The 25,494-nt window shown below is 67.9% G+C and carries 21 protein-coding genes and 5 pseudogenes; 8 read left to right on the forward strand and 18 right to left on the reverse strand.

The features are described 5' to 3' along the window. Window positions 1–456: 456 nt before the first annotated feature. On the reverse strand, window positions 457–1,083 hold the full coding sequence (locus ACIQRL_RS24040; RefSeq protein WP_401334803.1) for a class I SAM-dependent methyltransferase: 627 nt from the start codon (window positions 1,081–1,083) through the stop codon (window positions 457–459). A 259-nt stretch (window positions 1,084–1,342) separates the two neighbouring features. Here ACIQRL_RS24040 and ACIQRL_RS24045 point away from each other — a divergent pair, with 259 nt between their 5' ends. Next, window positions 1,343–2,722 carry a Fic family protein gene (locus ACIQRL_RS24045; protein ID WP_401334806.1) on the forward strand — a complete coding sequence of 460 codons (1,380 nt, stop codon included), beginning with the start codon at window positions 1,343–1,345 and terminating at the stop codon, window positions 2,720–2,722. A gap of 281 nt (window positions 2,723–3,003) precedes the next feature. Here ACIQRL_RS24045 and ACIQRL_RS24050 read toward each other — a convergent pair whose 3' ends face one another. The 5 genes and pseudogenes from ACIQRL_RS24050 to ACIQRL_RS24070 all read right to left on the reverse strand — a co-directional run bounded on the left by ACIQRL_RS24050 (window position 3,004) and on the right by ACIQRL_RS24070 (window position 7,221). Continuing rightward, window positions 3,004–3,426, reverse strand: a complete 423-nt coding sequence (locus ACIQRL_RS24050; RefSeq protein ID WP_401334808.1) for an Imm1 family immunity protein — start codon at window positions 3,424–3,426, stop codon at window positions 3,004–3,006. A gap of 665 nt (window positions 3,427–4,091) precedes the next feature. Next, window positions 4,092–4,385 (reverse strand): annotated as a pseudogene (locus ACIQRL_RS24055) (integrase core domain-containing protein); the annotation flags it as partial. Between the two features lie 103 nt (window positions 4,386–4,488). Next, complete coding sequence (locus ACIQRL_RS24060) at window positions 4,489–5,070, reverse strand: transposase family protein (RefSeq protein ID WP_401334811.1); 582 nt, start codon at window positions 5,068–5,070, stop codon at window positions 4,489–4,491. Between the two features lie 326 nt (window positions 5,071–5,396). Then, on the reverse strand, window positions 5,397–5,861 hold the full coding sequence (locus tag ACIQRL_RS24065; RefSeq protein WP_401334814.1) for a hypothetical protein: 465 nt from the start codon (window positions 5,859–5,861) through the stop codon (window positions 5,397–5,399). A 472-nt stretch (window positions 5,862–6,333) separates the two neighbouring features. Further along, a complete protein-coding gene (locus tag ACIQRL_RS24070; RefSeq protein WP_401334817.1) occupies window positions 6,334–7,221 on the reverse strand; it encodes a hypothetical protein in 888 nt (295 codons plus the stop codon). A gap of 334 nt (window positions 7,222–7,555) precedes the next feature. Between ACIQRL_RS24070 and ACIQRL_RS24075 the strand changes: the two are divergent. Beyond that, window positions 7,556–7,870 (forward strand): annotated as a pseudogene (locus ACIQRL_RS24075) (Hsp20/alpha crystallin family protein); the annotation flags it as partial. Between the two features lie 200 nt (window positions 7,871–8,070). Continuing rightward, window positions 8,071–8,508: a DUF2267 domain-containing protein gene (locus ACIQRL_RS24080; protein WP_401334820.1), complete on the forward strand. Its 438-nt coding sequence runs from the start codon at window positions 8,071–8,073 to the stop codon at window positions 8,506–8,508. A 567-nt stretch (window positions 8,509–9,075) separates the two neighbouring features. On the opposite strand, the gene ACIQRL_RS24085 is transcribed toward ACIQRL_RS24080, so the two are convergent. Next, window positions 9,076–9,861, reverse strand: a complete 786-nt coding sequence (locus ACIQRL_RS24085) for a hemolysin III family protein (RefSeq protein ID WP_401335504.1) — start codon at window positions 9,859–9,861, stop codon at window positions 9,076–9,078. A gap of 445 nt (window positions 9,862–10,306) precedes the next feature. Here ACIQRL_RS24085 and ACIQRL_RS24090 point away from each other — a divergent pair, with 445 nt between their 5' ends. Further along, window positions 10,307–10,666, forward strand: coding sequence for a hypothetical protein (locus ACIQRL_RS24090; RefSeq protein ID WP_401334823.1), 360 nt, complete (start codon window positions 10,307–10,309; stop codon window positions 10,664–10,666). Window positions 10,667–11,072: 406 nt separating this feature from the next. On the opposite strand, the gene ACIQRL_RS24095 is transcribed toward ACIQRL_RS24090, so the two are convergent. Both ACIQRL_RS24095 and ACIQRL_RS24100 read right to left on the reverse strand, forming a co-directional pair. After that, window positions 11,073–11,387 (reverse strand): MerR family transcriptional regulator, encoded by a 315-nt coding sequence (locus ACIQRL_RS24095; RefSeq protein ID WP_401334826.1) that lies wholly within the window; start codon window positions 11,385–11,387, stop codon window positions 11,073–11,075. Between the two features lie 1,687 nt (window positions 11,388–13,074). Next, window positions 13,075–13,251, reverse strand: coding sequence for a CsbD family protein (locus ACIQRL_RS24100; protein WP_401335506.1), 177 nt, complete (start codon window positions 13,249–13,251; stop codon window positions 13,075–13,077). Between the two features lie 181 nt (window positions 13,252–13,432). Here ACIQRL_RS24100 and ACIQRL_RS24105 point away from each other — a divergent pair, with 181 nt between their 5' ends. The 3 genes from ACIQRL_RS24105 (at window position 13,433) to ACIQRL_RS24115 (ending at window position 15,349) form a co-directional block, all read left to right on the forward strand. Further along, entirely contained in the window at window positions 13,433–13,603 is a 171-nt protein-coding gene (locus ACIQRL_RS24105) for a hypothetical protein (protein WP_033279275.1), read from the forward strand. Between the two features lie 338 nt (window positions 13,604–13,941). Continuing rightward, window positions 13,942–14,295, forward strand: coding sequence for a PRC-barrel domain-containing protein (locus tag ACIQRL_RS24110; RefSeq protein ID WP_401334829.1), 354 nt, complete (start codon window positions 13,942–13,944; stop codon window positions 14,293–14,295). Between the two features lie 214 nt (window positions 14,296–14,509). Further along, window positions 14,510–15,349: an RNA polymerase sigma factor SigF gene (locus ACIQRL_RS24115; RefSeq protein ID WP_401334830.1), complete on the forward strand. Its 840-nt coding sequence runs from the start codon at window positions 14,510–14,512 to the stop codon at window positions 15,347–15,349. 94 nt (window positions 15,350–15,443) lie between these two features. Here the strand turns inward: ACIQRL_RS24115 and ACIQRL_RS24120 are convergent. Then, a pseudogene (locus tag ACIQRL_RS24120) lies at window positions 15,444–15,587 on the reverse strand (DUF6192 family protein); the annotation flags it as partial. A 430-nt stretch (window positions 15,588–16,017) separates the two neighbouring features. Between ACIQRL_RS24120 and ACIQRL_RS24125 the strand changes: the two are divergent. After that, window positions 16,018–16,233: pseudogene (locus tag ACIQRL_RS24125) on the forward strand (hypothetical protein); the annotation flags it as partial. A gap of 354 nt (window positions 16,234–16,587) precedes the next feature. Here the strand turns inward: ACIQRL_RS24125 and ACIQRL_RS24130 are convergent. From ACIQRL_RS24130 to ACIQRL_RS24165, 8 genes and pseudogenes are all read right to left on the reverse strand, one after another. Further along, complete coding sequence (locus ACIQRL_RS24130) at window positions 16,588–18,231, reverse strand: dolichyl-phosphate-mannose--protein mannosyltransferase (protein WP_401335509.1); 1,644 nt, start codon at window positions 18,229–18,231, stop codon at window positions 16,588–16,590. A gap of 702 nt (window positions 18,232–18,933) precedes the next feature. Beyond that, on the reverse strand, window positions 18,934–19,692 hold the full coding sequence (locus ACIQRL_RS24135) for a DUF899 domain-containing protein (protein ID WP_401334831.1): 759 nt from the start codon (window positions 19,690–19,692) through the stop codon (window positions 18,934–18,936). Window positions 19,693–19,891: 199 nt separating this feature from the next. Beyond that, on the reverse strand, window positions 19,892–20,971 hold the full coding sequence (locus ACIQRL_RS24140; protein WP_401335510.1) for a protein kinase family protein: 1,080 nt from the start codon (window positions 20,969–20,971) through the stop codon (window positions 19,892–19,894). A 114-nt stretch (window positions 20,972–21,085) separates the two neighbouring features. Beyond that, window positions 21,086–21,311 (reverse strand): annotated as a pseudogene (locus ACIQRL_RS24145) (IS5/IS1182 family transposase); the annotation flags it as partial. Window positions 21,312–21,401: 90 nt separating this feature from the next. Continuing rightward, the gene (locus ACIQRL_RS24150; RefSeq protein WP_401334832.1) at window positions 21,402–22,094 is read right to left on the reverse strand and encodes an SDR family NAD(P)-dependent oxidoreductase; all 693 of its coding nucleotides are present in this window, start codon (window positions 22,092–22,094) and stop codon (window positions 21,402–21,404) included. A 152-nt stretch (window positions 22,095–22,246) separates the two neighbouring features. Beyond that, window positions 22,247–23,080, reverse strand: a complete 834-nt coding sequence (locus ACIQRL_RS24155) for a helix-turn-helix domain-containing protein (RefSeq protein WP_401334835.1) — start codon at window positions 23,078–23,080, stop codon at window positions 22,247–22,249. Window positions 23,081–23,575: 495 nt separating this feature from the next. Further along, window positions 23,576–24,871, reverse strand: a complete 1,296-nt coding sequence (locus tag ACIQRL_RS24160) for an MFS transporter (RefSeq protein WP_401334837.1) — start codon at window positions 24,869–24,871, stop codon at window positions 23,576–23,578. Further along, window positions 24,868–25,407, reverse strand: coding sequence for an ArsR/SmtB family transcription factor (locus ACIQRL_RS24165; RefSeq protein WP_401334840.1), 540 nt, complete (start codon window positions 25,405–25,407; stop codon window positions 24,868–24,870). Before ACIQRL_RS24165 ends, ACIQRL_RS24160 begins: the two co-directional genes overlap by 4 nt. Window positions 25,408–25,494: the final 87 nt, after the last annotated feature.

Raw genomic sequence — 25,494 nt, forward strand, 5'->3', positions numbered from 1 at the left:
AGTGGAATGGACGCTGCTGTGGACCGAGAACACCGCCAACCGGCTGACCTAAGCTTAAGCTGAGAGCCTGTTCCTGAGGCCAACATGACATGTCGGTGGTCGTGACGGGTTTGCCGTACAGCTCGTTGGGCCGGTATGGACACGGCGGTCGAGTGGGTGCGGGCGAAGCTCGTGCGGACGGTGCGGTCACGGCCTGGGATCGCATGAGAAACCCGATCCCGAGCGGGGTGTGCCGCACTATCCGCCGCGGGCGTGTCACGTGAAGCGGAGCTGCGCGTGCGTCGTGTTCAGTCCGGCCAGTGAGTGGTGCAGACCGGAGGTCAGTCACGCGCCGATGCGGCGCTTGGCCGTCCGGGTGCCCTGACGGTGCGGGTGAGAGTCGGCTGACATCAAGGCCGGACCCATCCAGCCCGGGTCGCGCCGGATGGGCGCGTCGACCTGATGTTCGTCGAGCGGTCAGCCAGGGGACACGGCGATGCCGAGGGAGTCGGCACCCATCGGCTTCGGGGCGCCCTTCTCGTAGAAGACGTCGAGGTCGGTGATGACGAAGCCCGCTGTGGTCAGCATGTCGACGATCGGCCGGGTCAGGTGGCATCCGTCGAAGAGCCGCTGTTCCATGGGGTCGAGTCGCTGCTGCCAGCGGCGCACGCTCTCGTCTTCGGCCGGGGCGAGGCCGTGTTCGATGAAGTGCAGCGTCCCGCCCGGTTTGAGGACACGTCGCACTTCATGCAGAGCGGCATCGGTGTCCGGGATGGTGCACAGCGTCCAGGTCGACAGGGCGGCGTCGAAACTGTGGTCGGCGAACGGCAGCACCTGGCCGTCCAGGCCGGTGCGCTCCACGCGGACCGGTGTCGCCGCGAGGCGCTTGCCTGCAAGTTTCCATCCGACGTCGGATGGATCGACCGCGTCCACCCGCGTGACGGCTTCCGAATAGAACGGAACGTTCAGCCCCGAGCCGAACCCGATCTCCAGGACATCGCCCTCCAGGCCCTCGCAGACCCGGCGCCGAAGACGATCGGCCTCCTTCATTCCGCAGACGACGTTGATGATCCGCGGGACGACCTGCTTGGCATAGAAGCCCATGGCAACCGACCTCCGTCGCTCCTGACCAGTCTAGTGGTCTGCAGGAGGGCGTCCCAGGAAGCTTTGTCTTCCACCTGTTGGCGCAAAGTGGTCGGTGTTTCTTGACCAAAAACATATGGACCCCCGCATGATCGCGGATCCCGGCACGCGTTACTGTGCGCATTCTGGCTGGTCAGAAGGCTCATAGCCCTGATGTGCATGAATTGATGGAGACCCTCGTGCGTCGATCCCGTGCTGACGGGCCTGGCATGCTTACGCGGTGATCGTTGACCTGGCTCCTCGCTTCCTGACCTGGGCCGACGTGGACCCCGCCCGCCACGCCTTCGACAGCGCATCCGTAGCGCAGACGGTGCGTTCGCTCGGTCCTGCCCGGTGCGTGCCCATCCGCCCCGACGTTCCTGCTGCTGACAGCGGTTCACGAAGCAGCGAAGAGGCCGAGTCCTGGGCCGATGCCATGTCGTATGCGCTCGTCCTGCACTACGGTCGGTGGACCCTCGGGTGGCGCTGGGCTCACGACGAGGGTGACTTCGACGGCGGACCGGTGGGGAACTGGTGCTGCCCGCGGGACTCGATCACCACGCCGGAAGAGACACTGGCCCGTGTGGAGGCGGCCCTGCGGGAGTGGCGCGAGTGGCTGGAACACCTCGCCGCCTGGTTCGAGGCCTACCCGCTGGACCTCAGCGCCATCGAAGACCAGCGGATCCTGTGGGAACGCGCGGCGCGGAACCTGATTCTGCAGGTCGTCGACCGCACGGGGTGCGGCAGCGGCTGGCACAACCACTGCCGCCAGGTGCTCGCCTGGTTCCTCGACCGCTGGGGAGTCGCGGTGGAGGTAGCCCAGGGCCTGGTCGAGGAGGCGGTCGGTGGACGATTCCACAGCTGGACCGGCCCTGACACGGTGGTCATCGACGACGTCGCTGAGCAGCTCGCTCGCTCTCTACAGCCGGGCGACGGCGGTACTCGAGCGGCCGTCCAGGCTCAGGACCACTTGCAGCGCTGGCTCGCGATCCGCGCGTCGGTGCCGTGGCACGAGATCCCGGATGCCGGCGCGGACGGACCAGTGGCCGACCTACGCGACGGCCCCGCGGAGGACATCCGGGCCTTCGACGGCGTCATCGACCCTGCTCGGGCCGAAGGCCTGCTCCGCGCCCTCGAACTGCTCCGGGCCGACGCGGCACGCGGAGCGCGGCTCGACTTCGCGTTGCTCAGCACATGGCATCAGCACGTCCTGGGTTCTCCGCAGCCGCCGCCATTCCGCACCTTCTCCGCCTTCGCCAAGGGCGGCCGGGAGCGTTACGGCCTCGGACCGGACACGCCCGCCCGCTTCGACACCAGCCTGGCCGAGAGCGCAGCCACCGCCGGCGAACCCCTCGGACTTACCGCCCGCGCCGCCCGCACCTACCTCGACGTCTGCTTCTTCCACCCCTTCGACGACGGCAACGCCCGGTCCGCCTTTCTCGCCCTAGTCTTCGTGCTGGCCCGCGAGGGCGTCGCACTCGGTTCAGTCGGCCTTCTGCGCCGCGTCACCTTCGAGGCTGACCACCCTCAGGACCCGCTGACCCTCATCCGCTATATCAACATCCACCTTGCGGAGACCCGCGGCAGTGCCACCGCCCCGGCCGTCTCGGCACCGGGGTGAACACTCGAGTCGGCGAACGCCCACGGATCCGGATGAGCCAGAGACTCGGCCGGACCACGCTCGCCGCCCCACCACCGGGAAGCAAGCAGCAGTCGCGCGCAACAGGCCCGGCACGTCCACGCTCCACTGGCCGCCGGCTCCTCCTGCGCGGCAGCCTTCCTCGCCGGCCCGCCCGTCCCCTGCTGACAACCAGGCCTGTTCCTCTCAACGGCGCAATCGCATGTGGTGCCCAACCGCCTCATGGCGCGGGTCCCCTACGGGCCGAGCCATGAGATGTGGCATCACCAGTCCTGCCACCGGAGGCACGAGGGTCGCTGCCCCCCGGAAGTCAAGAACTCTTTCAAGGCCTGGCGCACGAGAACAACAGGAACTTCCGAGCACTCAGGGAAGTCCTTCCCTTCCCCATCCAGACCGTAGGTAACAACCCCACGCCCTTTCCCACTATCGAGCGAAACGAAGTTTCCCATTTCGTCGATGAAGGCGAGAATCCCCACCTGGAGGTCCTTGTCCACGCCGACCCGGAGCTCATGATCCGGATTACCATACTCGAGAAGCGGCCGATCCAAGCAGTACAGGATGGCCGTATTCTCGAGTTCTGAACTGGCGAGAAGCGTGTCGATGAGGCCGTTAATATCGTCGACGCCCAACACGGGGTGCTTGTCCGCATGCTCTCGTCGATAAAAGACCTCAGCCTTCCCCTGCACTATTTCCCCTTCCAACTTCTCACTCTCCGGGCCCAACCCTCCCAGTCAGTCATGAGAGTGATGGACTGTCAGCACCTGCATGAGGAACGGTACGTCCGTCCGCCTCGGAGGGTGGCTCGACAACACCCGGCGGCGGGCCGACAAGCTCGCCCGGAGCGCCGCGCGGAACTCGATCAGTTGGGCATGCGCTGGTAGGTCCCGCTACCGAAGGGAAACTCTCGGTGAATCGCTTCGGTTCGTGAGGCTGCTCTGTCAGCTGGATGCCTGCCACGTTGCCGGTCGGTCTCCGAGCGCGAACTGCTCTTTCGGGGCGCACCATCGGCAGTCAGGATTGGTGCGGGAGTTGATGAGTTCTCGTGTTCGGGTGCGGGGGCGGTGCAAGACGTTGGCGTGGTCGAGATCGTCGTCGTGGAGGCAGCTGACGGCGTGCATGAAGTGGCTGATGCCTTCGGCGGCGGTGAGGGCGTTGAGGGGGAGGACGCTGGCGGCTGGTGTGCCGGGGACGTATTGTGCGGCGGCTCGGTCGGTGGGAGTGTGCATGTCGATGGCGAGGTCGGGGGGGGTTGATCAGTCCGTCGCACCACAGGCAGCCGGTTCCGGGGAGAAGGAATCTGGTGACGGCGTGGCCGGGCCTTCCCCCGTGAAGGTGGGCACGCGGATATTGATCACGCGGCGAGCGTGAGTCTAGCGGTGTGGTGTCGGCGTTCGTATTCGTTGGGGCTGAGGTGGCCGTTGGCGGAGTGCCGACGGCGGGTGTTGTAGCGGGTCAGCCAGGCGAAGACGGTCCTTCTGCAGGTGTCAGCGTCGCCGTAGTCGTGGGTGCCCTGGAGGGTCTCGCGTTTCAGGGACGCGTGGAAACTCTCGCAGGCCGCGTTGTCGGCGCTGGTGCCGACCGCACCCATCGACCGGGTGACCCCGAGCTGGTCGCAGAGGCCGGCGAAGGCCCGGGAGCCGTATTGAGGAAGTTCCATCGTGATTCATGCAGGTCAACGGTCCTGGTGTGATGAGTCGTTGGGGTGCTCGCGCAGCTCATCACGGTGATCATTGGGGGGAGATCATCGGTCACCGAGCCACCTGATGGTGCGTCAGCACCAGAAGGGCCCGCACCAACGCGGTCGCGTGCCGCGGATGCATGCGCACCTTGGTCAGGATCCGGAAGGTCTTCAGGCTCGCGAAGCCGTGCTCGGCCGGCGCCCGCAGGCTGCTGATCAGCCGGTTCACGACCTTCTTCGGTGCAGACAGGTGCTTGCCGCTGCTCGCCTTGAACCCCGTGATGACCGCCGGCTGCTCTTCGGCCCCCTCGTCCAGACCGACGAACCCCAGGTCGGCCACCGCTGCAGGCTCCAGCTCGCGCAGTCGCGCGCACAGCTTCTCGTAGCTGGCCGCCGTGATCTCGCTGCAGGCGCCGCGGCGGGCCGAGGAGATCCACAAAAGCCGCCCCTTCGCATCGGTCAGGGCGAGAAACAGCAGGCCATGCGCCTTGTGCTTCCCCGAGTAGTTCTTCCGGTTCGCCCGCCCGCTGCGCCGCCGGGTGCGGATCAGCGTCCCGTCCAACAAGACCACGCAGCCGCTGTCCTTGGCCACCTTGGCCAGCGCGCGGTCCAGGCGGGGGGAACGTGCGGCCAGCAGGCCGAGCACCTCCATACCCAGCGCCGCACTGTGGAGGCCGAGACCGCGTTCCCGCCAGCCAGGTCGGCCAGGCGCTCGTCGTTGCGCAGGTGGGCCAGCACGATCAGCGCTATCTGCCCGGCGTCGAGCTTGCGCCACCGGGAGCGGATCTGTCTGCGGTGGGCGCGGATCAGGCCGGCCACTCGGTTGACGGTCGCGCTGGACAGCGGCAGGCGGACGGAGTAGACAAGGCCGGTGTCGCCCTCGGTGGGGCTGGTGTTCTTGTTCACGCATGGGCCAACACCCGCCGGGGGCGCTTGCGTTGCGGCAGGAATCGGCCGTTGTGGCAGGTCGGCCGCAGGCTACCGGGGCAGGTAGCGTCCGGCGGGGGTGCGGGTGATCCAGCCGCGCTCGGCCGGCTTGCGCAGCTTCCCGCGCACCGGCTCCACCTTCGCCGGCGCCGCATCCAATCCCAGCTCGCGGGCCACGTCCTTGGCCTGCAGCGGGCTGTCGCCGCCCGCGACGATCTCCATGATCTTCTGGTAGTCGGCGGGCAGGTCGTCCGTGCCGGTGCCGGGGCCGCGGTGGGGAATCAGCAGCTGGCCGGCGGCTCCGGGCGTGCCGACGGGACGCGGGGGCGCCGCGGGCGTGCCGCCGGTGGCCTCTTCCAGGGCCTGCTGCCAGGCCGCGGCGTCAGGGTGCCCGGCCTCGGCATCCTCCTCCTGGTACTGCTGGTAGACGACCTCGGCGGCCCCGAGCCGGGCCACTTCGGCCTCGGTGTCGGCCAACTGCTTGCGCAGCTGCGCGGCGCGTTCTTCCAGCACCACCCGGCGCTCTATCAGTCACACCATCAGGTTCTGGGCCATGTCCCCTTCCCTTCGCGGGCTCGCCGTCGCGACCCTGCCCGCACGGTAGGGGCACCAGTGCGCAGCGTGCAGGAGATCGGAGGAGGACGACCCGAAGCGGGCCGACAGATGATCTCCCCGACGCGATCACGCTCGTGACATGCGCGAGCAGCCCAACCGCCCGTCACACGAGGGCCGTTGACCTGTCGATCCACGACGAGACTTCCTCAGTTCCTTCCCCATGGCGCCGACCTGTCCGTCCACACCCGAGCGCACCGCATGCGGGTCGGTCAGGGAGGCGACTCCAGTCAGGTCAGAAGCCTGTGCCGGTCGAGGCGCCTCAACTCCACAGGCCAGGCGATGTGCGCCAGGGCAGTGCCGCGAGCACCTCGGCTGCTTCGGGGGGCGTCGAGATGGACCCGCCGTCGAGAATTCCCGACCTCGCTCTCTTCTCTCATGCGCTCTCTTCGCTGAGGCGGTCGACTGCCCACGGAAGGAGCTCCTTGGCCACTGCAAGGCTGAACGGCCTCACCAGCGAACGAAGTTCGGCGCAGGCGGCAGGACCGAGCGTGATGTAAGGGAGGGCAGCCAGCCTGTCGGTGGTGTGCTCGATCTCCGCCCTGCGCCGCGTACCGTCCTCGGTCAAGGTCAGGTGGGGTCCGTCGTCGAGCCATCCACGCTCATGCAGGTTCTGCACGGCCTGTCCCCACTGCTCCGGCGTCCATGCCCGCGAGTCGCGCAGCACACCTGCGTCGATGTCGCCTGTGGCGGCGTGCGTGACGAGAGCCTCGAGCCCGCTCAGTCCGGCAGTCAGTAGTGCCGCCACGTGACCGTCGCCACGGAACTCCCGCAGCAGAGTCTGCGCGTGCCAGAGCACGAGGTGGGGTGCGCTCGGCCACGGCAGTGCGGCGTGCGCGGCGAAGAGGGGGCGGCCTTGTGGATGGCGCACGGTCACTTCAGCCGCGGTACGGGCCAATTCCGCTGCGCGGGCCAGCGCCGGTGAGGAGACGTCCGCGCCGAGGATCCGGCGGAGCGTGGTATCGATCCCGGTGAGCCGGGCGGCGGCGAACCGCTGCGGCGTGGCGGCTTCCCATGCCGCGGGTATGGCTCGGCGCACCAGTTGGGGATTGAAGTTGTAGAACGTGGCGATGACCAGATCCGCCGGAGCGGCGCCGAGCGCGGCGGAGCGGGACGCGAAGTACCCCGTCCTGACGTCCACGCCCAACTCGGCGTACTGGCCCGCGGCTTCGGGCGAGAAGTAGACAGCCCCATGGTAGGGCTCGAGAGTTCTCCAGGTCTGGCGAGCGAGGGCCAGGCTGTCGCGGTCCGTGTTCTGCGCCATGAGGGGCTCTCCGTCCTGTGGCGGATGAAACGTTGCTGTTCATCGAGCACACGACGGCGCGTGGGGCACACCTAGCCGTACCGTCTGGTCGGTACGCTATCGGAGAGCGGCTCCGGCGACTACTGCCCTGCAACCAGTTCTCTCCTGACCAAGGTGCGCATGCATCCGCGGCACGCGACCGCGTTGGTGCGGGCCCTTCTGGTGCTGACGCACCACCAGGTGGCTCGGTGACCGATGATCTCCCCCCAATGATCACCGTGATGAGCTGCGCGAGCACCCCAACGACTCATCACACCAGGACCATTGACCTGCATGAATCACGATGGAACTTCCTCAGTACGTCATCGCCTTCGACCTGCCGGGCATCGACCCCGACGCCCTCGGCATCGACGTCGAGCGGAACATGCTCACCGTGAGGGCGGAGCGACGCCCGCTGCCGCGGTCCGAGAGCGCCCAGACGGAACTGTCCGAACGGCCTCTGGGTGCCTTCTCCCGCCAGCTCGTCCTGGCCGACACCCTCGACACCGAGCGGATCGCCGCCGACTACGAGGCTGGCGTCCTGACGCTGCGCATCCCGATCGCCGAGCGGGCCAGGCCCCGCAAGATCAGCGTCCGCAGTACCGGCGACCGCAAGGAACTCGACAGCTGATCCTCCGGCCGCACCTTCGCCGACCGGGGCCCAAGGGTTGTTCACCCACGTTTTCCGCCTTGGGCCCCGGCGGCCCCGGTTCTGGTCCCTTGCTCCACACCGGAGAACCGATTCCTCGAGGAGCGCGGTTCACGCGGTCCGCACGGGGCAATCGGTTCACCGCAGCAGGAATAACGGTTCACGCAAGGAAAGTCGTCGCCATGACTCTTCTCTCTCCCCCCGCGCCCTCTGTTCCGACGGCAGTCACCTTCGACCAGATGCTGGAGAAGGTGCGATACGAAGGTGTTTACCCCACACGCCGACAGGCACAAGACGTCGTACGCCGGGTGCTTGAGGCGCTGGGCCGCCAGTTGACGGGCGACGAGCGGGTGGAGCTCGCCGCCCGCCTGCCCCAGGAAGCAGCCGGCTACCTCGCCTCGCAGATCCCCGCCAGCAGTCCCCTGACCGGCTGGGACTTCGTGAAGGACCTCGCCGAACGGACCGGCGGCTCTCTGGCGACAACCCGCTGGGACACCGGATCGGTCCTTGGCGTCGTCGCCCGCCTGGCCGGAGACGACCTGATCGCCCGGATCATCGGACAGCTCCCCGACGGCTACGCCCTGCTGTTCGGACGGGCCCAACTCGCTCGGGCTGCCTGACAACCAAGGCGGAACCCAGTATCGCTACCGGACAAGGACGGCACGCAAGTCCGAGTGGCCGTCGTGCCCGCCCGAGCAGTGCGGCGGCACCACGAACGCCGCCCAAAGCGACCACACCTGATGCCGCAGCGGTTCAGCAGCGAATTCCAGTGAGAGTGCCTCTCCGTACCTTGGATCGCTCTCAGCCCCAGGTCTTTCAAAGACGAGACTGCCCGGAACGCTTGCGTTCCGGGCAGTCTGCATGAGCGGCAGCCGCGAAGCCCGCAGGGAAGTTGCAGAACCTACCCGCCTCAGGCCCCGACCGCTGGGTTCGCTGATCCGGCAACGCACCGGTATTCGCCGTTGATGCGCTGCGCTTCATCGAGGAAGCCCTGGGTGGTGCCGAGCATCTCGGCGGCCGGGCCCATGGTGAAGAACAGGGTGGTTGTCGTCGAGACGGCCGTACGAGTCGTCCGCGGTCCGGCACCTCTTTCACGGAATGCGTGGAGGGGCCCTGGCGCCAACGGCGCCAGGGCCCCTCCGGACTGTCAGCACGAACGAGCGCGACGAGCGGCGCGGGCTTGCCGGTCAGTAGGTGGCCAGGGAGATGGCGATGTAGTGCGCGGTGAAGGCTGCCACGGTCAGGGCGTGGAATACCTCGTGGAAGCCGAACCAGCGGGGTGAGGGGTCGGGGCGCTGGAGGGCGTAGACGACCGCTCCCGCGCTGTAGAGGAGGCCGCCGACCACGATCAGGGTAAGTACAGCCGCTCCTCCGGTGTGCAGGAAGTCGGGAAGGTAGCGCACCGGTGCCCATCCCAGGGCCAGGTAGCACGGGGTGTACAGCCAGCGCGGAGCTGCGACCCACAAGACGCGGAACGCGATGCCGGCCAGTGCGCCTGCCCACACGATCCACAGCAGAATGGACCGCTGGTCCGGCGGGAGCAGGAGTACGGCCAGGGGCGTGCAGGTGCCGGCGATGATGAGGAAGATGTTGGCGTGGTCGAGACGTCGTAGGAGAGCCTCGCCGAGCGGCCCCCAGGTGCCGCGGTGGTAGATGGCGCTCGTTGCGAACAGCATCCAGGCGGTGACCGAGTACACGGCACAGGCCAGGGCCGCCTGCGGCGTGCGGGCCAGGCAGATGAGCACGATGCCCGCGATCAGTGAGGCGGGGACCATTCCTGCATGGAGCCAGCCACGCAACCTCGGCTTGATCGGCTCAGCCAGGCCGGCTGCCCGCTCCACCAGAGCGGCAACCGGATGAGCGATCTCTTCTGCTTTGTCATCTCGTGATCCGACGGGCAGCCCGTCTTCACGACGTTCTCCACGCCCTGGGGCGACGTGAATGTATTCGGCTTCAGCGGCGTCGCGGGACACAGCTTCCCGTCCTCCTGTGGATTCCTGGGCGTCACCGGTGATCATGGGGCCATGCTAAAAGACGGCACCTGGACAGCCTTTAGGAGGTCACGAAACGCACGCTCGCGTCGTCGCTACGGTGTCCCGCGACCGTTTGAATTTCGCTTCTTTCAGGGTCGTAACCGCGGGAGTCCTTCCCGACAGTCGGCGCCGCTTGACTGACCGCGAGTCAATGATCGTCACCACCGCCATGGGTCCTCACCCAATGGACCCCAGACCGCCGCCATCGGCGCGCCCTTGACCAGAACGATGGCAGCGCCGGCTTCGGCTGGCCCAGGCTTCATCGTCTCGCACGCGCCACCGCAGTTACCCGCCGGGCCTTCGGCGCCAATACCGTGAACGCCCGCCCCACCCGCTGCCGGTACCGCTCAAAAGACCGGATGGGCCACTAAATATAATCTTCCCCATGTCCAAGCCTGACGAACTGCTCGTTGACGTCGCCACCCTGGTGGAGTCCGGGCAGAGCAACCAGATGTCCCTGACCGTGGTCACCGGTGGTGCGGTCATCACCGGCCGGCTGGCTCCCGAAGCAGTGTGGAGGCAGAGGGTGTCGGACGTGCTGACGGATTCCGCCCGCTTGGGCGAGTTCTCCATCGTCTTCGACACTCCCGCGCAGAAGAACGGACCGCCCACGCATCTGCACTTCCATGTCGCCCGGATCCTGCAGGGCACGGTGGGGATCCCGGAGACGGGCGGGATGTACCGCGTGGCGATCGCCGACGTCGGCGCCTGGACCATGGGCGACTTCAGCTACTCCGACCACTGAGGAACCACTGCGGCACGAATCCGCTACCCACGCAGTGTGGGCCCGACCAGTGCACGCCGGCCGGGGCCACATTGCTGTCCAGGTGCCGGCTCGCGCCTGTTTCCCTCGGTCAGACGGATACGGAAGCGCGGAGCATCGCGGAAGCACACTGGAGCGAGCTGAGGATGAGCACGGGCGCGGCCTTGGGAGAGTGCGGCAGGTGCAGCCGAGCCGCGTCAAGGCCGGAGGACCTCGCCAGCGGTGAAATCACAGCGGTCCTGGCGGGTGACGACCTGGCCGACTTGCCTGTGGGAACGTGAAGGGGCTCCGGTGACTTCATCGCCGGATCCCTGCTGCCGAGGCCTAAGTATCAGACCGGAGAGGAAGTGCCGGTCCCAAGCTGCCTCGGGCCCTGGCATGTGGTCCGCTATCCGGCGGCGAGGTGGTGTTCGGCGTTGATGCGCTGGGCTTCTTCCAGCTGGTCTTCGAGGATGACGATGCGGCAGGCGGCCTCGATGGGAGTGCCCCGGTCGACGAGTTCCCGGGCACGGGCGGCGATGCGCAGCTGGTAGCGGGAGTAGCGGCGGTGTCCTCCCGCGGAGCGCAGCGGGGTGATGAGGCGGGCCTCGCCGATAGCGCGGAGAAAGCCCTGGGTGGTGCCGAGCAACGCGGCGGCCCGGCCCATCGTGTAGGCGGGGTAGTCGTCGTCATCGAGTCGGCCGTACGAGTCGTCTGCTGTCATTGCACCTCTCTGTTGAACGCGTGGAGGGGCCCTGGCGCCAGTAGCGCCAGGGCCCCGAAGGAACTGCTACACCATCTGCCGGCCCTGATACTGCGCCGGCCTTCTGTTTCCGCACGCCCACCCGGGAGAGGACGGGGAATGCGGGGATCGCGGTTGCTCGACCGGAGACCACCTCACTATCGATGTCCTGCGGTACCCGGGCTCAGTCATTCCGCCCGGGCGATCCTGATGGCGCTCGGCTCCTCCGTTCTTTCCCTCTTGACCAACACTTACCGTCGGGGACTGCCCACTGCTCTGTACTGCTGGTGGCCTGAGTGAGCGCCACTCTTCGGCAGCCAGCCCCGTCGCCCGTCCTGCGTCTGCTCTGGCTTGGAACCCCACTGCCGAACCTCCCGGTACGCGCGCCCGCAGCCGACGCCTTTACCGAGGTACTGCTCACTGACTTCACTGCTGGGCACTGCGAACTGCACTTGCGGGTAATGCCACTGCATCAACTGCGGTCTGCTCACGGTGACCCCTGATCACTGCGGGCCACCCGGTCCGGCCGTCAGTCCCGTCGCCGTCCTGCAACCACCCTGGCTTCGAAACTCCACCACCGCACCGTCCTGCCAACTGCAACTGCATGTACTGCTCCCGGCAGTTCGTGTCTGCCGGGCCCTGCTGTCTCTCTGGGCTACGAGAGAAACCATAGCCATGCCACCATCCAATGTCTACTCTGCCCAACATAGATTTTCGCGTGTCCGACGGAGAGGTAGTCGGCCTCGAACAGCTACGCCAAGAGGAGCGAAGCCGTCACAGCCGGGTTAGCGAGCAGCGGGCCAGGGCACAGGCATCGCGCGGACGAACGGCGATGACGATGCAGGGACCAGGGGACCTGATGGACACGAAGAGCGTCAGCGTCGCGACCGTCCGCTCCACGGCATCCGCAGCCGACGCGCGCGTGAGCGCCCGGCGCTTCCTCGATGACCTCGCCCCGGCGATCACGGCCAAAGGCTGTGGAACCCGTGGTCCTGGTGGTCTTGGATCTCGTCACCAATGCCCTGCGCCACGGCGGCGGAATCTGCACCCTGGACCTGACCTCGCACTCGGACACATCGAGGTGGCCGCGCATGACCGCAGTCCGCGGACGCCGCGCATGCGCACCCCCGGCCTGAACGGCGGCACCGGAGGGCTCGGGCCGGGCCTACGGTCAAACCATCCCGCCCGCACCACCACCGCGCCGCCGACGGCAAGACCGCCAGCGCCCTCCTCCCCCGTCGGCGCCAAAGCGTCGACCACCGACCGGATGACCAGCGGCCTCCGTCATGACCAAATGGTCAGCGTCGGCGCCTCAGTGAGGACCGTCATACCGGCGGTGCGCAGACTCTTCCTCGCCGGCAGACGGCCCCAGCTCTCGAGCGCACACCGGCGCCGCCCCGGCACCTGCATCACCCCCGAACCCAGGATGGCGGCACACGACGCGGCAACGAAGGGCGCAGTGACTCCCGAACTCATCGGCCTCGACCAAGCCGCGACATGCGAAGTGGCCCCGGGGCGTCGACGCACGACCCGCTCGCGCGTGGGGCTCGGTGCGGCGGGAGACACTTTCGACGAGAGGGCACCCTCGGGTGGGCGGCACAGACGGCTGCCGGGCCGGACAGTACAAATCCCGGCAGCCAACAGGCTGCCGGGATCAGGAGTGATGCGCCTACTTGGGCTTGATGGCGTCCTTGGCCTTCTCCTTGGCGGCGCGCAGGTCGCCCTTGGACTCCTCGGCCTGCCCCTTGGCCTTCAGGGACTCGTTGCCGACCGCTCCGCCGAGGACCTTCTTGACCTTGCCCTTGGCCTGCTCGCCCTTGGCCTGAGCCTTCCCGTCCGCAGCCACAACGCTCACACCCTGTCTCACTCGAAATAGGTTCATCCCCCGTGTCACCCCGGATTCCACCGCTAAACCGCAAGACTGCCGCACAGATGCTCCGTAGCTGCGGGCGCTCTAAAAGTTAAATAAGATCCGTAGGAGTGGAGATCGATCCGCAGGGCACACGACGGATCGGAGGTTGATAACTATGGTTCCTATTCTTCTGGTTCTTCTGCTCGCCCTGATCCTCTTCGGTGCCGGTTTCGCGCTGAAGGCCCTGTGGTGGATCGCCGTCATCGTGCTGGTGGTGTGGGTTCTCGGCTTCGTGATCCGGCCTGCGGCAAGCGGCGGCAAGCGCGGCCGCTGGTACCGCTGGTAAGCGGGCCTGAGCAGCGCACCAACACGGGTGGGGCCCGACGCCACGGCGTCGGGCCCCACCCGTTTCCTGTCTTCCTGTCACTGCAGGGATGAAAGTGGTGATTCTGCCGATACGGGGTACCTGGAGACCATGGCCGGAGGTGGCCGTGACGCCAGGAACCATGGCCTCCAGCACGGCACCTCCGGCCATCCGCATTTCGTCTCGACGTGAATGTGTGGGGCCCGGGAGGCCGGGGAACCCGGCTTTCCGAGGAGGCGTCACCGCATTCGATGACGCCTTTACAACCCGCAGTTCGGCTGCGACAGCAGCAAGGAATCTCGACAAGGGAGCCGTTCTTTATGAGTGACAACATCTGGGGCTACCAGCCGACCACCGGCCACACCGCAGGCACCGACCTGATCGGATACAAGGTCGAGGCCACCGACGGAAGCATCGGCAAGGTCGACAAGCACTCGGACGACGTCAACTCCGCCTACCTCGTCGTCGACACCGGCGTATGGATCTTCGGCAAGCACGTTCTGCTGCCGGCCGGGACCGTGAAGTCGGTCGACCAGGCCGAACGGAAGATCTACGTCGACCTCACCAAGGAACAGATCAAGGACTCCCCCGAGTTCGACAAGGACAAGCACGTCGGCGACGCCGGCTATCACGAGCAGGTCGGCGGCTACTACCAGACCCAGCGCGGTATCTGACGTCGAGCACCAGCCCAGAAGTGGGGCCACCCGGAGACGTTCCGGGTGGCCCCACTTCTCGTGTGCCGGAGACCGCCCGCCAGGCGGTCGCTCGGGTGCGCTGAGTCCGTTCTAAAATCTGCCGGCATGCATTTTTCGGACCCGGGTACATCGTCTGTCGCCGGCGTGCACGGGGCCGGTGGCTGAAGGCTGGATCACGCAGGAGGGGCCTGACATGACAGTGACGAAGACAGCAGAGGCACGCACCGCGGTGCTGCCCGAGATCGCGGACCCTTCCCGGATCGCCCCCAAGGATGCCCGGCAGTTGTCCCGGCTGTTCTTCGACCAGCTCGCCGTCCTGGAAGAGGGCACGCCCGAGTACCAGTACGTGCGCGACACCCTCATCGAAATGAACATCACCCTTGTCCAGTACGCCGCCGGGCGCTTCCGCAGCCGCGGCCAGGACGAGATGGAGGACATCGTCCAGGTCGGCACGATCGGACTGATCAAGGCCATCGACCGGTTCGAGCTGTCCCGCGAAGTCGAGTTCACCTCCTTCGCCGTCCCCTACATCGTCGGTGAGATCAAGCGCTTCTTCCGCGACACGAGCTGGGCCGTCCACGTACCCCGCCGCCTCCAGGAAGCCCGCGTCCAGCTCGCCAAAGCCACCGAAGAACTACGCAGCCGGCTCGGGCGCACGCCCACCACCCATGAACTCTCCCAGCTGATGTCCCTGTCGGAGAAGGACGTCATCGAGGCCCGCAAGGCCTCCAACGGCTACACGTCAACCTCCCTCGATGCCGTAATCACTTCCAGCGAAGACGGCGAAGCCGCACTCGCCGACTTCATCGGGGTGGACGACAACGCCCTCGAACTCGTCGAGGACTTCCACGCCCTCACCCCTCTGATCGCCCAGCTCGACGACCGCGAACGCCGCATCATCCACATGCGCTTCGTCGACGAACTCACCCAGGCCCAGATCGGCGAACACCTCGGTATCTCCCAGATGCACGTCTCCCGCCTCCTCAACCGCACCCTCGCCAAACTCCGCGAAGGCATGCTCACTACCAACTGAGCACGCCCGCAAAACACCGGTGGCGCTGCCTCCTCTGCAGGGTGGGCAGCGCCACCGGTCTCTTCATCAGCGGGTCCCGACGCGTGCACATGCTTCAACAACTGGTGCGGGTCTTGGGCACAACTCGCCTGCTGCGCTCGACCTCGTCGCCCATGTCGACCTTGCCGGAGTCCACGGCAGTCTCGATCCAGTCCAGCGTCGCCCGCACCTTCGCGACGTTCTGGTGCACGATCACTCGTCCTCGCCCAGGGCGTACAGATCTTGGCGAGGAGCTTCGGACTGACTCGGTATGTCTGCTCTCGCTGGCGGCCTGATCGTCTCTGGGTGATGCGGCGTGTGCTTCCGGTACGGTCGCGGCATGACCGGCGTGTTCGACGTGGCCCAGGCTCTCGGCGTCGCTCGAATCCTGGTTCTGGATCACTTTCAGTGCTGGGGCCACGGAGGGTCACCGAAACCGCGATCATGAACGGCCGTGGCTGATGTCCTCCTCCAGAACTTGTGGTTCCACCAGGTCCAAGGTGTCGTGATCGAAAACGTTGTGCCTGACGGCGAGTTGGTGGTAGTGCGGGCCCGGGCGGTTGCGGAGCGGGCCGTATGTCCAGCGTGCGGGACGCTGTCGTCTCGGGTGCACAGCCGGTACGTACGACGGCTCGCCGACAGCTCGGTCAGCGGGCGTCGCCGCTCGCTATCCGCGTCCGGGCGTCGTCTACCGCCCGGTCCCGGACGCTCCACCCGCGGTCCTCGTCATCGCCTGGCCGCAGCAGTCCCGTTCGACGGCCACGGCGGCGCTCGTCCGCGCCGCCACATCCGTGTCGGACGAGGTGCGGGACCGGCAGGCGGGCTACGACGGCATTGCGCTGCCGACAGCGGGGAACCGCACCTGAGGTTCAGCATCACGACGGACGTCTGTACGTATGTCGTGCACGACACCCAACGGGAGGCGATCAGCCACATGAACCGGCTGCTCAAGCGGCGTCCGCCTGTCGCATGAACCGTTTGACCGGGAGATCAGGGCACGATCTGTCGACCCGAGTTCCGTGCGAGGTTTCGCACAAGCCTCTCCCGAGGCCTGTCCGAGTTGCACGTCCTGTCGGACGCGAACGGACTGCCGCAGGCCCAACTGGTCCCCGACAGTGCGGAATTGCTTGAGGGTTCACGTCGTTCGCAGCCCCGTGGGTGACACCGACCGGTCCCCATCCGGTCGAGGGCACGCGCAGGTCGCGTACTGGGGGCCGGGCTCAGATCCAGGTGTCGAGCCACATTCTGGCGCGCCAGTCGGCATACGGGATCGTCTGTCCGGTGTAGATCGGGAAGAAATAGATGAAGTTCCAGGCGATGAGCAGAACAAGTACGCCCGCGGCCACCGCACCTCGTATGCGGCGCCTCTCAGTCGCTCCCGCCGGACCCAGCAGGGCCCCCAGCATCATCGTCACGGCCAAGCACAGGTACGGCACGAAGACGACCGCGTAGAAGGAGAAGATCGTGCGGTCCTGGTACAGGAACCAGGGCAGATAGCCGGCACCTACCGCACAGAGGATGGCACCCGAGCGCCAGTCGCGGCGCAGCGCCCACCGGTAGAGCAGGTACACGAGTGCGCAGCACGCCGACCACCACAGGACCGGTGTTCCCAGGGCGAGGACCGCCTGTGTGCAGCCGGCCGTCGCGTGGCAGCCGTCCTTCCCGGGTGCCGGTGACTGGTAGTGGAACAGCACAGGGCGGCCGAGGACCAGCCAACTCCAAGGGTTCGACTGGTACTTGTGGGGAGTACTCAGCCCCACGTTGAACTGGTAGACGCCGTGCTCGTAGTGCCACAGGCTGCGCAACGGGGCCGGAATCCACGACCATGTGCCGCCGCGGGCGTCCGCCCAGTGGCGTCCGTAGCCGTTGTCGGACAGGAACCAGCCGGTCCATGCCGCCAGGTACGTCAGGACAGCGGTCGGTACGAGGGACAGCACCGACCAGCCGAGGTCCTTGCGCAGCACCGCGCGGTAGGGGTGGCGCGCCCCCGCTACGCGGCGAGCGCCGACGTCCCACAGCAGGGTGAGGATCACGAAGAAGGCGAGGAAGTACAGGCCGTTCCATTTGGTCGAGGCCGCCAGTCCCAGGCACAGGCCGGCAGCGAGCCGCCAGGGACGCGCTCCCGTCCCGGCATGGTCGCCGGTGTGTCCGTCCGGGCGCACCCGGCCGTCCTCGTCGACCGGCAGAGCTGCCGCGAGCCGGGCTCGCGCGCTGTCGCGGTCGATGAGCAGGCAGCCGAACGCCGCCAGTACGAAGAACATGACGACGAGGTCGAGCAGAGCGGTGCGGCTCATCACGTACTGCAGACCGTCCACCGCCATCAGTGCTCCGGCCAGACAGCCCAGCGGTGTCGAACGGAACAGGCGGCGTCCTATTCGGCACAGCATCAGCACCGACAGCGTGCCGAGGAGCGCGGTCATGAAGCGCCAGCCGAAGGGGGTGAGGCCGAACATCCACTCGCCGAGGGCGATGACCCATTTGCCCGTCGGCGGGTGGGCGACGAAGGACCCGGTGTCGGAGAGCGGGATCACCTGGGGATCGGCCAGGATCTGCGGGTCGGAGATCTTGCTGCTGGGCCAGGTGCCCTCGTAGCCGAACCGCAGCAAGGACCATGCGTCCTTGGCGTAGTACGTCTCGTCGAACACGACCGCCCTCGGGCTGCCCAGACGCCAAAAGCGCGGCAGCCCGGCAAGGAGCGCCACCAGCAGCGGCCAGCCCCATTGCGACCAGCGCGCCAACCGGCACGCCGCCACCGGGGACAGCCCGAGCGTGAGCCAAAGCCGTGACCCGGGTTCGGGAAACGGCACGACCAGGCGGTCGCGCACCGACGTAGGCGGGCGCTCGACGTGCCCGAAGTGCCGCAGCCGCCGCTCCCAGGAGACCGGCCGGCGATTCGCCCCCTCCCGCGGCTCGTCGACAAACGCGGGCGTTTTCTCATGGATCACGTGGTGAGCCTTCTACTCTTGGAGAGCAGGACGAGCGGGAGCATCTGCCCGGCGATCAGTGGTCGTCACGCCGGCTCAACAGCCCTCGCTGAACGGAACTGCTTGAACCTGGACAAGGCCCAGCCTGGAGGGGGTTGAGGTCGGCACCGGCTCGGGCGTTGAGGAACGATACGGCATCGGCACCCTCTTGGCAGCGGAGGCTGAGCGGGCAGGAGCGGCTGCCGGGTTCCGGCGGCGCGTGTCCTCGTTGCCGAGCCGCTTGATCTTGCGCCGTACCCGCTCCCCCATCTCTGCCGCTGTCCGGCCTGCAGCGCTGCCCGTTGCCAGGCGAGGCCGTCAACGGCGTAGCCGTCGTCGACACGACAGACTGCGACACCAGGGCCTCCCGGTACTCGGATCGGTTCGCACCCCCGAACCACCAAGAGGCCCTGCCGTCATGCCCCGGCACCGCCGGCATCACCCCATCAGGAACCTCGTTCGACTGGTCAAGACCGCCGAACGGCAAGCGGATGCCTTCTGAGCGGCTGCGTGCAGCGGCCGGCGTGAGGTTTTCGGCGCGGTGGGGTGCATGTTCGGACTACTGTCTCGGATCCGGCTGGGCTGTGGCCTTCGGGCCCGGCTTCACGAGCAGCAGCCCGAGCTGCCCGTGCCGGCCTGTCCGTCGTGGAGGGCGTCGTCGTGCCCTGCGGCGATCCGTGCCCATTGCGCGGTCGGCCGCCCGTCCTTGCGGAACTGCTGACCGCGGGTCTCGTACGGCTGCGGCCAGCCCGGCGGGCAGTCCTCCCAGGTCTCCTGCCGCCCGTAGACGGTCATGTCCAGGATGCCGTACGACGCCGCCATGGGTTCGACGCCGCGGCCGGTGGTCCAGTACGTCTCGTAGACGCGGTCCCCGTCGCGGAGGTAGCACGCCTTCATCCCGAAGTGGCGTTCGGCGACGAGCCGTTCGTGGGACTCGGCGGGTACGGAGTACCAGGGCAGCTCCCAGCCCATGAAGCGACGGTAGCGGTCCGACTCGTCGTAGGGACCCTGGCAGAAGACAGCGAAAGTGACGTCACGCTGGTGCAGATAGGACAGTTCACGGACCTGGCCGGTGAAGAAGGTGCAGCCCTCACACTGCTCGGCGGCCGTGTGGCCGTCATGCCACATGTGATACGACACGAACAGCTGGGTACGGCCCTCGAAGACGTCGATCAAGGGGACGGGTCCCTTGTCTCCGACGAGCGGGGTCGAGGGGTCCACCTCGGTCATGGGCAGGCGGCGCCGGGCGGCGGCGATCGCGTCGCCCTCCCGGGTGTGCGCCTTCTCCCGGGCGCGCAGGGTATCGATTGCGGCCAGCCACTCCAGACGGGAGACGACAGGCGGCGTGTTCGTTGCAGTCATGTCCGTACTGACCCGGCAGCCCGCAAGAACTCATCGTTCGACCGATCAAAACTCCGAACGGAATGCGGACGCCTCCTCAGACGCGAGGCGGCAGGACCTCGATGATCTCGGCAATGCCGACGGCTGGTTGGGTCTCGTGCGTGGTGATCACATCACCGGGCGAGACGTCCTGACGGCGGTCTTCTGCCGAAGGCCGGCCTCAGTGAGGCGCCGCGACCGCAGTGCCCCAGGCCCGCTCGATCTCGGCGGCCGGAAATGGCGTCCGCTTGTTCTCGGTGAGAAAGCGGCGCTGGAATTCGCCCAAGACCACGGCAGCTCGGGAATGCCGGTCGATGATCGCGGCGATCTCGCGCGGGACGTCACCGGGCCGGTAACCGGCGATCCACTCGCGCAGGAACGCCTCGTGTTCCATACCGCCGCGCAGACCATCGGGCAGGTGGTGGCGGAGCAGATGGCTCACGGTGTGGCAGCGGTCATACACGAGGTGGTCGGAGAGGAACTCCGTCTCGGCCGCTGACAGTTCGAAACCGGAGCTCAGAGCGAGCCCGAAGTCCGCGAAGTAGAGCAGCTGACCGTCGGTCAGGACATTGGCGAAGTGGGCATCGAAGTGGACGAGTCCGCGCGAGCTCATGAAGCCACTCCCGCGCGCCAGGGCCTCCTCCACCCATGGGTACGGCGAACCCTCGCTGACCTCCGGCGCGGCGGTCCGGTGGTCGTGCAGCCAGTCGGCGAGTGTCTGCGGAACGTGCTCCAGGAAGAGCACCAGACTGAACGAGGAACAGCCGATGGCCTCCAGACGCTCACGCACGGCCGATGATCCCTCCCAGTGCACGACCGCCCCGTCGACGCCCCCGAACGCGTCGGTGAAACCCTCGGGAGGGGAGTCGGGCAGGATGCGCCAGTGGTACATCAGCGGAAAGCCCTCGTACTCGTTCCCGAGGACCCAGTTGGTGGTCATGACATGCACGGCCAGCTCCCGCCAGGCCCCGAACCCGGCCGAGCCCACCCCATACTGGTAGAACATCGGCAGTCCGAAGAGGTTCGCCGTCGACCGCGCGTTCTCCGGCCGCAACTCGGTGTCCGTGAGGGGGACCCGCTTGACGAACACCCGCGTGCCGTCGATGTCCAGCTCGGCCGACCTGCCGCCGATGCCGGACCCGAGCGGGTCGGCGGCGGCCACGACCTCGCCGAGCTGACGGTCGCTCAGCAGGGACAGGCGCGTTGCCACGGTCCCATAGGTGGCGAGCCGCGCGGCATGCCGCGGGTCCGGTTGGTGCATGGACGAGTCCTCGGTGCCCGGAACCAGGGCTTTGGTGGTCTCTCGCACGGTGTCGAGCCTATCCGCCAGGCCTGCCGAAGGATCAGGTACGCGAAGTCGCCCGGAACGCTGGCCCCCGGCCTTCTCCCCGCCGGACGGGGCCTTGGTGATGCAGCCGTCCACCGAGATCTCGCCAAGGTCGAGGCCGATGATCCGGTGGTAGGCATCCAGGGCGAGAGCGTGCAGCGCTTGTGGAAGTCCCTTGCCGGGAGCGCTCTTTGAGGCGTCGGCGGATGGTGCGGTCCGAGCATCCGTGCGGGGAGATCCGCTCGTAGCCGGAACCATGGACCAGCGCGAGCACGGCCGTCCTTCGTGATCACTGAGCAGAGAGATGACGAGCACGAGGTACGCGCAGGGCGGCGGGTCGGCCGACCCTGAGCTCAGGGCAGGTTCACCACGGGAGGTTCCCGGATCGGTCGATGAACTGTCCCGTCGGCCCATCCGGGCCGATCGTCGCGAGGGTCACGATGGACTCTGCGCCGTCGGCGACGCTGTGTCCGAGGCCGCCGGTGAAGTCGGTCGCGGTCTGCCCGGGGTCTGCGGCGTTGACCTTCACGTCCTTCAGTTCCTTCGCGTACTGCGTCGTGAGCATCGTGACCGCGGCCTTCGAGGCGCAGTAGAGGGGCAGGGCATACCGCGACTCGATCCGCGCCGGGTCCTGGGTCATGCCGAAGGAGCCCATCCCGCTGGACACGTTGACGATGACGGGATTGGGCGACTTACGCAGCAGCGGGAGGAAGGCGTGCGTGACGCGCACGATCCCGACGACGTTCACGTCGAGCACGGCGCTCACATCGGCCGCGGTGTACTCCTCGACGGGGCCGACCTTGCCGAGGAGGCCGGCGTTGTTGACCAGGACGTCGATCGTTCCCTCATGCGCGGCGACATCCGCGGCCGCGGCCTGGACCGAGGCGTCGTCGGTCACGTCGATCTGAACGAACCGGGCGCCGAGCGACTCGGCCGCGGCCCGACCGCGCTCACGGTGGCGGGCACCGAGGAGGACAGTGTGCCCCGCCTCGACGAGGCGACGAGCGGTTTCAAAACCGAGGGACTTGTTGGCCCCGGTGATGAAGGTGGTGGTCATGCTGGCTCCTCCTGGTCCGAACAGCACGGTCGTGCGCTGTTCACGCACTTCATGCTGGGTCCCCGGGAGGGCCGGCGGGAGCTACGGAACTTCCTGGTACCGCGCGTACCACCCAGCCGCCTGGTCCACCGGACGAGGCGCAACGCGGGCCTTCATTTCTGAGGAGACATCCTCTGGACCCCGATGGCCGCAAGGAGTTCGAGTTTGCTGCGGGCGTCGGTGCCTGGCTGCGGCGTGTACACCACGAGACGCAGGTTCGTGTCCTGGGTGTTGAGGATGTCGGAGTTCAGCGCGATGTCTCCGACATCCGGGTGCTGGACGAGTTTGTGCGCACTCTGGTGACCGCCCACCGCTCGGCGGCTCCACAACTCGCGGAACCGTGGGCTGAGGTTCAGCCTCGATACCAACGCCGCGAGGTCGGGATCGTCGGGGTACCGGCTCGTCGTCGCGCGCAGGTCGGCGACGAGGGACTCCTCGAACGCCGCCCGCTCGGCCGCCGTCTGCCGGACCCGGGGCAGCTCACCCAGGAACTGTCGGGCCAGGACGTTGCGCTCTCCCCCACCGCGGACCGTGGGATCGCCGAACGTGGCCGCGAACAGCGGATTCCAGTGCAGCAACTGCCAGGTGGCGTCGTAGATCGCCAACGGGTTGCCGGCGAGCTGGTCCACGATCCGGTACAGGGTCCCTGGGACCATGCGCGGAACCCGGCTCGGATCCGCTGCGTGACCGGCCATGCGCAAAAGGTGCGCATGCTCGTCGACGGACAGGTGCAGGGCGCGAGCCAGGGCCGAGCAGACCTGCGCCGAGGGCGTCGCCACCCGTCCCTGCTCCAGTCGGACCACGTACTCGACCGAGATGCCGGCCAGCGTCGCCAGCTCGGCGCGTCGCAGACCGGGGACCCTACGGGGTGAGCCGTGCGCGAAGCCCACCGTCGCGGGGTCCAGTCGGTCCCGCCACGCCCGCAGCGCGGCGCCGAGTTGATCCATGCGCGCCATCCTCGCGCACACCCCGCCCCGCTGGGTGGTACGCGCTGTCCCACGAAGTCCCGTAGCTCCCGCCGACGCTTCCCGGGGCTGAGTGTCGAGTCGTGAACGGCGCACAACGCTGCTGTTCGGAGTCAGGAGGAGCAGGCATGACCACCACGTCGAACCACTACGTCACCGTGCGCGGGTGGTCGTCGCGCTTGCGGACCGTCACCCGGCGGCTGGATCCGGTTCACCGTCGCTGGTGCCAGCAAGCTGCCCGGCGTCTCCGGGCCGCCGGCCACGACCGTCAGGCCGAGCCGCTGGGCCGGTCGGCGCGAGGGCGCCCGCCGTAGGAACGCCGGCAGCCGCAAGGCATCCGGAACCCGGAACTCGCGCCGGCCCATGCCCTCAGCAGCGAGGAAGAGGACTGACGGCCGGCCCACCCGACCGACCCGGCCACTCGTCGCTCCCGCGAGGGCCTGGCACCCGACTTGTGTGACCCTCTCGCGGCAGGCGTCACAACAAGTCGGATGCGCTCTCCTGGGCCGGATCCTTCGATGCCGGGTGATCTGGACCGCCGGCCGGGGCGACGGCACGCAGCGCCGCTTCGACCCGGCGGTTGCTGGTCATGGATGCCGTGACGCCCGTCATCGCCAGGAGGATGGCGGCGGCGGCGTAGAGCGGGGTGCGGATGTCGTAGGTGGTGGCCAGCCAGCCGCCGAGGAAGGCTCCGGCGGGGGCGGCGCACATGGCCAGCATGCGGGAGGTGGAGGCGACCCTGCCCATCAGGTGGGGCGCAACGATCGCCTGCCGGAGGGAGGGCCCGAGCACCATCGTGGCGCCCATGCCGGCCCCGCAGACCGCGAGCGCCAGCCCGGCCACGTACGGATTCGGGGCAGCGGCCAGGCCGAGGATGGCAAGCCCTTCGACGGCGGCCGTGCAGGTCAGTGCGGTGCCGGTGCCGAGTCGTCGGCCGAGGTAGGAGGCGATGCCCGCGCCGAGCACTCCGCCGGTGGCCTCTGCCGTGAGGAGCAGGCCGAAGCCGTAGGTGTCGATGCCGAGGCGGTCGTGCGCGAAGAGCGCGAGGACGGTCTCCACGGCGAGGAAGGCGATGTTCCCGACCGCCGGGCGGAGCGCGAGCCCGAGCAGCAACCGGTCCCGGAAGACGTACGAGGCCCCGGCACGCGCCTGTCGAAGCAGCGACTCGCGGACCTCCGGCTCGGGTTGGGGCATCGCGGGCAGCGTACGTACGAGCAGTGCGGAGACCATGAACGACACCGCGTCGGCGAGCAGCGGAACCGCCCGCCCGAGCGCGAGCAGCGCACTGCCCGCGGGCGGCCCCGCGAAGCCGGACATGGCGGTCTGGGCGCCGCGCAAGCGGGAGTTGGCGCGCTCCAGGAGTGCGGGGTCGCGGCGGAGCAGATCCGGCAGATAGGCCGTGGCGGCCGTGTCGAAGAAGAGTCCGCCGAGGCCGAGCAGGAAGGCGACGGCCGCGAGCAGCGGAATGCTCAGCACGTCGAGCACGGCCGCCGCCGCGGGTATCCCGAGCAGCACCGCACGAGCCGTGTCCGCGATGCACATCGTGCGCCGACGGTCCCAGCGGTCCACCAGCGCACCCCCGAGCACCCCGAAGAGCAGCCACGGCAGCGTCCCCGCGGCCGTGACGACGGCGAGCGCCATCGGATCCCGCGTCAACGTCAACGCGAGCAGCGGCAGCGCGGCATGGGTCACCCCGTCACCGAGCGAGGAGATCGTCTGCGCGGTCCACAGCCGTCCGAACCCGGTCGGCAACTTCCGGATGTCCGAGGTCACTTGGTGCCCTCCTCGGTCTGCTGGCGCGATGCCGGGTGGAACAGTGCGAAGACGAGCGACGCGTCCGGCAGAGACGGATCGGACAGCTCCCGGTACTCCTCCACCAGTGTCTCCAGCCGCGCCCCCAGCTGCGTGAACTGCTCCTCGGTGAGCCGTAGATGAGCCATTCCCACATGGCGCTCGCCCTCCACCGGCGACGCCTCCAAGTCCGCCACCGCATGCCGCATCAGCACATCGGGCTGCCCCACCCCGGGGTCCGGCAGCTCGATCGATCGTGCGGCCATCGCGTAGTACCGCTCGGTGACCCCCCGCACCTTTCGCGTCCGCACCACCTTCACCAGGCCGGCCCGCTCCAGCAGCCGCACGTGATAGCTGGAACTCCCCTTCGCAAGGCCCAGTCGCTCGGCGATCTGTGTGATCGTCGCCGGCTCGAAGCGGAGCACGGCCATGATCCGGTGGCGCGTGAGATTGGAGACGGCGCGCAACTGGTCGTCGGTGGTGACGTGAAACGTCTCGGGAAGATCCTCGGTAGGCATGCCAGCAATGGTCAACGATTCTTGACCATTGCGCAAGGGGATTTCTCGCTGCGCCGGCCCTGGACCTGTCATCACCCCGGACCTCCA

The organism is Streptomyces sp. NPDC091209 (assembly GCF_044757755.1).
Lineage (GTDB): Bacteria > Actinomycetota > Actinomycetes > Streptomycetales > Streptomycetaceae > Streptomyces.